The 8,629-nt window shown below is 64.1% G+C and carries 9 protein-coding genes; 3 read left to right on the forward strand and 6 right to left on the reverse strand.

The window, feature by feature from the left end:
* The coding region (locus VJS90_RS02685; protein ID WP_324118844.1) for a hypothetical protein at nt 1-227 on the reverse strand (227 nt) is incomplete at its 3' end.
* 38 nt (nt 228-265) lie between these two features.
* On the opposite strand from VJS90_RS02685, the gene pelF reads away from it, so the two are divergent.
* On the forward strand, nt 266-1,780 hold the full coding sequence (pelF, locus tag VJS90_RS02690; protein ID WP_324118858.1) for a GT4 family glycosyltransferase PelF: 1,515 nt from the start codon (nt 266-268) through the stop codon (nt 1,778-1,780).
* Nucleotides 1,781-3,154 (forward strand): exopolysaccharide Pel transporter PelG, encoded by a 1,374-nt coding sequence (gene pelG / locus VJS90_RS02695; protein WP_324118846.1) that lies wholly within the window; start codon nt 1,781-1,783, stop codon nt 3,152-3,154. It begins immediately after the preceding gene.
* 32 nt (nt 3,155-3,186) lie between these two features.
* Here the strand turns inward: pelG and VJS90_RS02700 are convergent, their stop codons facing one another.
* Nucleotides 3,187-3,513 (reverse strand): AzlD domain-containing protein, encoded by a 327-nt coding sequence (locus VJS90_RS02700; RefSeq protein WP_324118848.1) that lies wholly within the window; start codon nt 3,511-3,513, stop codon nt 3,187-3,189.
* Nucleotides 3,510-4,247: an AzlC family ABC transporter permease gene (locus VJS90_RS02705; RefSeq protein ID WP_324118849.1), complete on the reverse strand. Its 738-nt coding sequence runs from the start codon at nt 4,245-4,247 to the stop codon at nt 3,510-3,512. Before VJS90_RS02705 ends, VJS90_RS02700 begins: the two co-directional genes overlap by 4 nt.
* Before the next feature lie 125 nt (nt 4,248-4,372).
* Between VJS90_RS02705 and VJS90_RS02710 the strand changes: the two genes are divergently transcribed.
* Nucleotides 4,373-5,287, forward strand: coding sequence for a LysR family transcriptional regulator (locus VJS90_RS02710; protein ID WP_324118851.1), 915 nt, complete (start codon nt 4,373-4,375; stop codon nt 5,285-5,287).
* 56 nt (nt 5,288-5,343) lie between these two features.
* Here VJS90_RS02710 and VJS90_RS02715 read toward each other — a convergent pair whose 3' ends face one another.
* Genes VJS90_RS02715 through VJS90_RS02725 form a run of 3 tightly spaced genes read right to left on the reverse strand, consistent with a single transcriptional unit; the run spans nt 5,344 to nt 8,175 of the window.
* Nucleotides 5,344-6,135 carry an ABC transporter ATP-binding protein gene (locus VJS90_RS02715; RefSeq protein ID WP_324118853.1) on the reverse strand — a complete coding sequence of 264 codons (792 nt, stop codon included), beginning with the start codon at nt 6,133-6,135 and terminating at the stop codon, nt 5,344-5,346.
* Nucleotides 6,129-7,124 (reverse strand): ABC transporter permease, encoded by a 996-nt coding sequence (locus VJS90_RS02720; RefSeq protein ID WP_324118855.1) that lies wholly within the window; start codon nt 7,122-7,124, stop codon nt 6,129-6,131. Before VJS90_RS02720 ends, VJS90_RS02715 begins: the two co-directional genes overlap by 7 nt.
* Nucleotides 7,105-8,175, reverse strand: coding sequence for an ABC transporter substrate-binding protein (locus tag VJS90_RS02725; protein ID WP_324118856.1), 1,071 nt, complete (start codon nt 8,173-8,175; stop codon nt 7,105-7,107). The genes VJS90_RS02720 and VJS90_RS02725 overlap by 20 nt, the downstream gene beginning before the upstream one ends.
* Nucleotides 8,176-8,629 lie beyond the last annotated feature (454 nt).

Below are 8,629 nucleotides of genomic sequence, written 5' to 3' on the forward strand. Positions count from 1 at the left end.
AGCGAGGCTTGCAGGCGGGCGAGCGGGGCGAGCTGTTGCTGCTTGCCGGGCGCATCGCGCTGCACAGAGGCGATGCGCATGCCGCCCGGAATCACCTGCTCGCGGCAGAGCAGCATGGGCTGGCGGCCCACGCGCTGCTGCCGTTTCGTGCCGAGATCGCCTTCGAAGAACGCCGTTATCAGGACATTGCGCCGCTGTTGCGCCAGTTGCCCAGCGACATGCGACAACGACCTCCCTTCGCCTTGCTACTCAGGAGCTGGACATGATGCCTACCGAAAACCAAACCCCTGTCGCCGACGTCTGCCTGCTGCTGGAAGGCACCTGGCCCTACGTGCGTGGCGGGGTCTCCAGCTGGATTCACCAGATGATCCTCGGCTTGCCCGAGGTGACGTTTTCGGTGCTGTTCATTGGCGGTCAGCGTGAAGCCTACGAGCAACGCCGCTACGAGATCCCGGCCAACGTCGTGCATATCGAGGAAGTCTTTCTCGCGGACGCCTGGCACCAGCCCAAGCTACGGCATGCGCGACACACTGCGTCGCTGGAGGAGCTGAGCGCGTTCTTCCGCTACCTTCATCACCCCGACAATCCGACGCCGGAGGCGGGCGAGCGGGTGCTCGACGCCTTGGCCAGCGGGCGTATCCGCCTGGACGATGTGCTCTACAGCCGTGCCAGCTGGACGGCCTTGACCGAGAGCTATCGCCAGTACTGCGCCGACCCGTCGTTCATCAACTATTTCTGGACCCTGCGCACCGCCCAGTCGCCCTTGCTGCTTCTCGCGGACGTGGCGCGCCGGCTGCCGCGGGCGCGCATGCTGCATTCGATTTCCACCGGCTACGCCGGCTTGCTCGGCGGCCTGCTCAAGCAGCGCTGGAAGTGCAGCTTCCTGCTGAGCGAGCATGGCATCTACACCAAGGAGCGCAAGATCGACCTGGCCCAGGCCAGCTGGATCGAGGAAACCAGCCAGCATCCGCTCAACGACAGCCTGGACCGTGGCACCGGCTACATCCGCCAGTTGTGGGTACGCTTCTTCGAGCGCATCGGCTACCTGGTCTACGACAGTGCCAACCGCATCATCGCCCTCTACGACGACAACCGTCAGCGCCAGATCAAGGAAGGCGCCCCCGCCGAGCGCACCGAGGTGATTCCCAACGGCATCAACCTGGACCAGTGGCGCCAGGCCCTGGACAGTCGCGCGGCGGGCATCCCCCCGGTGGTCGGGCTGATCGGGCGGGTGGTGCCGATCAAGGACGTCAAGACCTTCCTGCGGGCCATGCGCGGCGTGGTCACGGCCATGCCCCATGTGCAGGGCTGGATCGTGGGGCCGGAGGAAGAAGACCCGGACTACGTGGCCGAGTGCCGCAGCCTGGTCGCCAGCCTGGGGCTGGAAGACCGGGTGCAGTTCAAGGGCTTCCAGCGTATCCAGGATGTCCTGCCGCACATGGGTTTGATGGTGCTGACCTCGATCAGCGAGGCGCAGCCACTGGTTATCCTCGAAGCCTGGGCCGCCGGTACACCCGTGGTTAGCAGCGATGTCGGCTCGTGCCGCGAAATGATCGAAGGCGGCGACACCGCCGACCGCGACCTCGGGCGTGCCGGTGAGGTGGTGGCGATCGCCGATCCGCAGGCCACTGCCCAGGCGATCGTCGACCTGCTGCGCGATCCCGACCGCTGGCAGGCGGCGCAGGCGGTGGGCCTGGCCCGTGTTCATCGCTACTACACCGAAGACCTGATGATCGAACGCTACCGCCGGCTCTACCACAATGCCATGGAGGCTGCGTGAATGGCCGGCATCGGTTTCGAGCTGCGCAAGATTCTTTCCCGCGACTCCTACACCGCGACCTTGCATGCCTACGTGTACGCCGGCCTGATCAGCTCCGGCCCCTGGGTGCTGTCGATTCTCAGCGTGATGCTGGTGGGGGTGATCAGCCTGGCCCTGGTCATGCCCGAGATGCTCATCCGCCAGTTCTTCATCACCGTGACCTACCTGATGGCCAGCTCGCTGATCCTCACCGGGGGCCTGCAGCTGTTCTTCACCCGCTTTGTGTCGGACCGCCTGTTCGAAGGCCGGCACGACGACGTCCTGCCCAACCTCGTGGGCATCCTGCTGGTGGTCACCCTGGGCGCGGGGACGATGGGCATCGTCTTGCTGGCTACGCTGTTCGACCAGCCGCTGATCTACCGCCTGCTGGTGCTGGCCAACTTCGTGGTGCTGTGCAACCTGTGGCTGGTGCTGATCTTCCTGTCCGGCATGAAGGCGTACAACCGCATCCTGCTGGTGATGGTGCTGGGGTATTCGGTGATGGTCGGCAGCGCCTTCGTCCTGCATGCCCTGCAGATGGAAGGGCTGCTGCTGGCGTTGCTGCTCGGGCACAGCGCGCTGCTGTTCATGTTCCTGTTCGAGATCCTGCGTGAGTACCGCGCCGAGAAGATGGTGGCGTTCGACTTCCTGGACCGGCGCAAGGTGTTTATCAGCCTGCTGTTCACGGGCCTTGGCTACAACCTGGGCATCTGGGTCGACAAGTTCATCTTCTGGTTCAACCCGCTGACCTCCAGCCAGGTGATCGGCCCGTTGCGCGCATCGGTGCTGTATGACCTGCCCATCTTCCTTGCCTACCTGGCGATCATCCCTGGCATGGCCGTGTTCCTGGTGCGGATCGAGACGGACTTTGCCGAGTGGTACGACCGGTTGTACCGCGCGGTGCGCGAAGGCGAGCCCCTGCAGCACATCACCCAGCTCAAGGCGGAAATGACCCTGGCGATCCGCCAGGGGCTGCTGGAAATCTGCAAGGTGCAAGGGCTCACCGTGGTGCTGTTGTTCCTATTCGCGCCGCGGTTGCTGGGCTGGCTGGGCATCTCCAGCTATTACCTGCCATTGTTCTACATCGACCTGATCGGGGTGAGCATCCAGGTGGTGTTCATGGCCATTCTCAACGTGTTTTTCTACCTGGACAAACGCGTCATCGTGCTGGAGCTGTGTGGGTTGTTCGTGGTGCTCAATGTGGTTTTCACCTGGCTCAGCCTGCAGCTCGGGCCGAGCTTCTTCGGCTATGGGTTCACGTTCTCGCTGCTGGCGTGCGTGATGCTGGGGCTGGTGAAGTTGTCGAGAACACTGGAGGACCTGGAATATGACACCTTCATGCTTGCCCAGCGGTAGCGCGGTAGCCATGGCGCCTACAAGGCACCGGACTACAATCCCCAGCTTCTCAACACCCACAGCGTCCCCATGCCAACCGCCAGTGTCAGCAAGGTGCTACGCGTGCGCCACGCCACCAGGCCCGCAAGGATCGCGGCCGGAATCTGCGGATTGGTCCAGTCGACGCCGGCATGCTTGTCCTGGATCATCACCGCTGGCACCACCAGCGCAGCCAGCACGCTAGCGGGCACATAGGCCAAGGCGCGACGCAACAGCGGCGGGATGCGCAGCGCGCCGTAGAATTCGATGAACGACAGGCGCAGCGCGAAGGTGCCCAGGCCGATCAGCAAGAAGGTGATCCATTGCGACGACTCGCTCATGAGGCCTCCTGGTTGGCGTCATCGGCGGGCTGAACGTGGGGAGCCGTTCGCAGGTGCTCGATGATCAGCCCCGCCAGTACCCCACCGAGCGAGGCAACCATCAAGCCAAGGTTGTATGGCAAGTCGACGGCCACCACCGCGAGCGTCCCTCCGGCCGTCGCAGCGCCGAGGGTTGCCGGGCTGCGGAGGTTGGGAACCAGCAGTGCCAGGAACGACAGCGGGATGGCAAAACCCAGTGACCAGCTCTCGGGAATACCCGTGCCCAGGTAAACCCCTGCCAGCACCGACAGGTTCCAGCCGCACCACATCGTGATCGCGGTGCCCGCGTAGTAGGGAAACGCGAAGCGTCCCAGCTCGCCGGCCGCGAATCTCAGGCTGCACAGGGCGAACGTCTGGTCAGACAGCAGGTAGGACATGGGCCACGTGCGGCGTCGGGGCAGGCTGCTCAGGCTGGGCGCGAGCGATGCGCTGTACATGAGAAAGCGCAGGTTGATGACCAGCGCCGTGACCACCATCGTCAGGGGCAACGCACCGTTCTGCATCAGTTGCAGGACCACCATCTGCGCCGAACCCGAGTAGAACAGCAGGGTCATGCCCAGTGCATCGAGTGGCGACATGCCCATCTCGATGGCGGTCACGCCCGTGATCAACCCGAACGGCACAACGCCCGTGGTCAATGGGAGCACGCCGTGGACACCCTGCATGAATGCCTGCTTCCCATCTTGAAAGTGCATGTGGAAATCCTTGATCTCTCTGGCCAGCCATCAGCGTATGGCGCCTGCTCAAATTAAGCCGCACGACAGTTGGCCACAACGCAGATTTCTGGAATATTAGGCCTAGAATGATTAGGGCTCATCCCATGTACCTCGACTCACCTACCCGGCACACCTTGCAGCTCAATGCGCTGCGCGCGTTCGAGGCATCGGCGCGCCTTGGCGGCTTCGCGCAAGCCGCGCATGAATTGCGAGTGACACCCGGCGCGGTGGCGGCACTGGTAAAGACCCTCGAGGCGCAATACGGCGCGGCGTTGTTCGAGCGCCACGCCAGGGGCGTCAGGCTGACCACCCTGGGCCAGAGCGTGAAGGCGCAGTTCACCCAGGCGTTCGATGCGGTGGAGGAGGCCGCCCGTACCCTGCGGCGGCTGGCTGCCCCGCAGCGGGTGCATATCGTTACCTCGCCCGCGCTCGCGCAGTTGTGGCTCGGGCCGCGCCTGCCGCGGCTCACCGAGATGCTGGCGCCTGTCGAGATCTCGATCACCGCGGTCGACGAGCCACCCAACCTCAAGCGCAGCCCGTTCGACTTGTGCCTGTTCTATGTGGAAGAGCTGGGGCGCGGGCAGCGCAAGATCGCCGATGAAGCCGTGCTGCCGGTCTGCACGCCTGCGCTGGCGGCCCGGATTGCGGCGCCCGAAGACCTGATCGATGCCCATTGCATCAAGGATGTGGTGTGGAAGGACTGGGAGGTGTGGTCTGGCCGGGTCATGCCGGATCAGCCGTTCGTGGCCCGTGGTCCCGGGTTTTCGTTGTACTCGATCGCGGTGCAGCAAGCCCTGCTGGGAGCTGGCGTGCTGATGGGCCGCAGGAGCCTGGTGCAGCCGTATCTGGAGAGCGGGGCGCAGGTGGCGCCTGTGGGCCAAGCGGCGCCGCTGGGGATGGCGATCGCGGCCTGGCGGTTGCCTGGGGCGGGCGGGAATCCGTTGGTGGAGGCTGTGGAGGAGGCGATGGTCGGCCTGGCGGGCGAGGGCGGCCCGCTGACAGTGCGCGCCACCTGTTGAGGCGACGCGGCAGGGGGCACGGCGCCCGCATCAGTGGCGCGGGCTGGGTGCCACCCTTACCAGTCTCGCCCCTGTCCCAGCAATTCGAGCGCGTGATGACGAAGCTCCAGCAAGCGAGGGTCGTCCCGGCGGCGCGGGTAGGGGCGTTCGACCTTGAGCTCGGCCAGCACCCGCGCCGGACGCGCGGAAAACACCAGTACGCGGTCGCAGAGCAGCAAGGCTTCTTCGACATCGTGGGTGACGAGCAGGGAACTATATTCCTGCTGTTGCCATAGACGAATCAGCTCGCTCTGCATGGCGATACGGGTTAGCGAGTCGAGCTTTCCCAGGGGTTCGTCGAGCAACAGCAACCGCGGCTCGTTGATCAGTGCCCGCGCCAGGGCCGCGCGCTGTGCCATGCCGCCGGAGAGCTGACGTGGGTAGGCATCGCGAAACTCCAGAAGCCCAACCTTGCGCAAGGTCTCGTCAACCCGATGGCGGTGCTCCTTGAGCTGCCCGCGGGCCTGCAGGCCAAGGGCGACGTTGTCCCACACGTTACGCCACGGATAGAGCGTGGGGTCCTGGAACACCAAGACCCGCGAATGGTGCGGCCCTTCGATCGCTGTGCCGTCAGCCAGCAGGCCGCCGCTCTGCAGCGCTTCCAGGCCGGCGACCAGGCGCAGCAGGGTGGACTTGCCGCACCCGGATGGCCCGAGCAGGCCGACGCTTTCGCCGGCAGCCAGTTTCAGGTCGACTCTGTCCAGCACCGGCAATCGGTTATCGCCCAGGGCGAACGCATGGCTCAGGCCTTTGATATCCAGTGTCATGCCGGCTTCCTGCGGCGCGGCGGCGTGTGCGGCATTCACCATTTGACGTCTCCCTTCTGCCACGACAACACACGGTCGCGGACGATGAACAACAGTGTGATCAACCCTGAACACAACAGCGCCATCACCAGCAGCGCCGCATACATGTTGGCGTAGGCCGCCCAGCCCTGGGCCCATTGCAGGTACCAGCCGAGACCCGCTTTGACGCCCATCATTTCGGCTACCACCAGCACCGAGAACGAAGCGCCAAGGCCCATGAACAGGCCGACGAACACGTGGGGCAAGGCCGCGGGAATGGCCACCCGCCAGACCAGGAAACGCTCACTTGCGCCAAGGGTGCGGGCCACTTCGTAATAGGCCTTGTCGACGCTGGCCACCCCGGACCAGGTCAGGACCGTGACGGGGAACCAGGTCGCCAGGGCGATCAGGAACACGCTGGCGCTCCAGCTCGAAGGAAAGAAGAAGAAACACAGGGGCAGCAGCGCCGTGGAGGGCACCGGTCCGAGAATGCGCAGCACCGGATGCACCCAGTAGCCGATACGGTGCGACCAGCCGATGGCCACGCCGGCGATGAAGCCGGCGATGCCGCCGATGGCGACACCATTGAGCAGCAGCCACAGGGAGTGCAGCAGGCTTTCGCCAAGGCGCGCCCAGTCATCGACGAACACTTCGATCAGGGCCTGGGGCGGCGCGAAGAACGGCACGGGCAGCAGCACCTCCTTGGCGGTGACCAGCAACCAGAGGCCAAACAGCAGAGGCAAGGCGGTCAGCCACGCGCCTGCCGGCCTTATCCGCTGGACCAGGCGGCCGAACAGCCCAGGCAGCAGTGCAAGCAGCGCCAGTACTGCTCCGCCGCTGGCACTGGCCAGCGCCAGTTCATGCGTGAAGGGCCATGGCTTGCCGCCGTCCGGATAGAACGCGGTGAACAATGCGAAGGCAATCCAGGCCAGCGCGGCGAGCAGGCCGCCGCGCCATACCGTAGCGGCCGAGCCTTCCTTCACCCCGGTTTGGTCAAGCGAATACGTCGGCATGGACACCCTCCGCGAACTCGAGCGGGTCGGTACGTGGACGCAGTACCTCGATATTCTTGAGGTCGCGAGCGTACACCGCGATTTCCTTCACGAAGGTGTTGCCCACGGAGTAGTAACCATGGGTGTGCTCGGTGAGGATGGCGTGCACTTCCTCCTTCGAGGTGTTGATCGCGAACTTGAGGAACTCCTCGGCCACGGCATCAGGGTTGCGTGAAGCCCAGGCGTGGGCCTGCAGGATCGAATGGGTGATGGCTGCCGCGACGGGCGTATCGTTGCGCGCCAGCTTGCCGCTGACGCCCACCACGCAGCAACTCATGTTGGCGTATTCCTCGATCATGTTGGTGGCAAGCTCGGCAAAGCCCGGTTGTTGCTTGACCCGGTACATGAGCGGATCCGAGCCGCTGGCGGCCTGGATCTCGCCTTTTTGCAGCGCAACGCTGAGCAGGTCGATGGGATACACGCGCCAGGTCACATCGCGGATGGGGTCGACGCCATGTCGCTTGAGCATCAAGGAAAAGAAGTTCTTGTCCGCCGCCGCCATGTCGGTGACACCGATAGTGGTGCCCTTCAGGGCCTCGAAGCTCTTGGGGCCGTCCTCCAGCGTAAGCAGGCGCAGGCAGCCGCCATGGGTGCCGGCGGTAAGCTTGACGTCGAATCCCTGCTCAAGCGCTTTGAGCCAGCGCAGCGCCATGCCCGTGGCGGCATCCGCCTTGCCGGTGGCCATGGATTCCAGCAGCACCTCGGTGGAGTTGCCGAAGTTCACGAATTCCACGTCCAGGTTGTGGCGCTTGAAGATGCCCTGGCTGTCCGCCACAGCTACCGGCGCCAGGCACACGGCGTTGAGGTTGGTCGCGAGCTTGATCTTGCGTGGCTCGGGGAGTACCCAGCGAGTTCCCTCCAGGTCCAGGCCGCTGCCAACCGGTTGAGCAGCGTGGCCTGCGTGGCCTGCATGACTGGCATCGGCAAACGCGAAACGGCTCGCGAACGCGGCGGCGGTTGCAGTCCCTGCCATCGCGAGCAGTTGACGGCGGTTGAGGGGGGAGATGGGCATGGCGACTCCATGTGCGAGAAGGGCAGGCACCACGTGGCCGGGTAGCGTGCGGGTGTTCAAGGGTGGGGCTCAGTTTTTGATAACCGAACGGTATAAGGAGGTACCCTAGAGGCTTTTGGGACTTAGGTAAAATTCAATTTATGCATATCGTAATATGCAAATAGCTGATTTTTATTCTCCCTTCTCGAGTTGAGTACCTGATCCTCGCCTGGAAGCATCGGACATTCCGCGATCACCGCGCTCAACATCAGCAAGCGACTCGGCCCTGATCCGGCTACCTTTGGTTGATTCATCCCATACAGCGAAGGAGTACAAATGTACTCGCCCTGTATCTTTCGCTGGAATCAACGAGTCAGGCTGCCTGCCAGCCATCTCGGTTATCAACCTCAGTTGGAGAGCATCATGAAACGCGGTCTGGTCGTGGTCGATTTGCAAAACGAGTACCTGCCTACCG

This window comes from Pseudomonas sp. (assembly GCF_035277045.1).
GTDB lineage: Bacteria > Pseudomonadota > Gammaproteobacteria > Pseudomonadales > Pseudomonadaceae > Aquipseudomonas.

Excerpts from the sequence above, each read along its gene's own strand:
- pelF (WP_324118858.1), top strand. The coding sequence starts at position 266 with ATGCCTACCGAAAACCAAACCCCTGTCGCCGACGTCTGCCTGCTGCTG.
- pelG (WP_324118846.1), top strand. The coding sequence starts at position 1,781 with ATGGCCGGCATCGGTTTCGAGCTGCGCAAGATTCTTTCCCGCGACTCC.
- VJS90_RS02700 (WP_324118848.1), bottom strand. The coding sequence starts at position 3,513 with ATGAGCGAGTCGTCGCAATGGATCACCTTCTTGCTGATCGGCCTGGGC.
- VJS90_RS02705 (WP_324118849.1), bottom strand. The coding sequence starts at position 4,247 with ATGCACTTTCAAGATGGGAAGCAGGCATTCATGCAGGGTGTCCACGGC.
- VJS90_RS02710 (WP_324118851.1), top strand. The coding sequence starts at position 4,373 with ATGTACCTCGACTCACCTACCCGGCACACCTTGCAGCTCAATGCGCTG.
- VJS90_RS02715 (WP_324118853.1), bottom strand. The coding sequence starts at position 6,135 with ATGGTGAATGCCGCACACGCCGCCGCGCCGCAGGAAGCCGGCATGACA.
- VJS90_RS02720 (WP_324118855.1), bottom strand. The coding sequence starts at position 7,124 with ATGCCGACGTATTCGCTTGACCAAACCGGGGTGAAGGAAGGCTCGGCC.
- VJS90_RS02725 (WP_324118856.1), bottom strand. The coding sequence starts at position 8,175 with ATGCCCATCTCCCCCCTCAACCGCCGTCAACTGCTCGCGATGGCAGGG.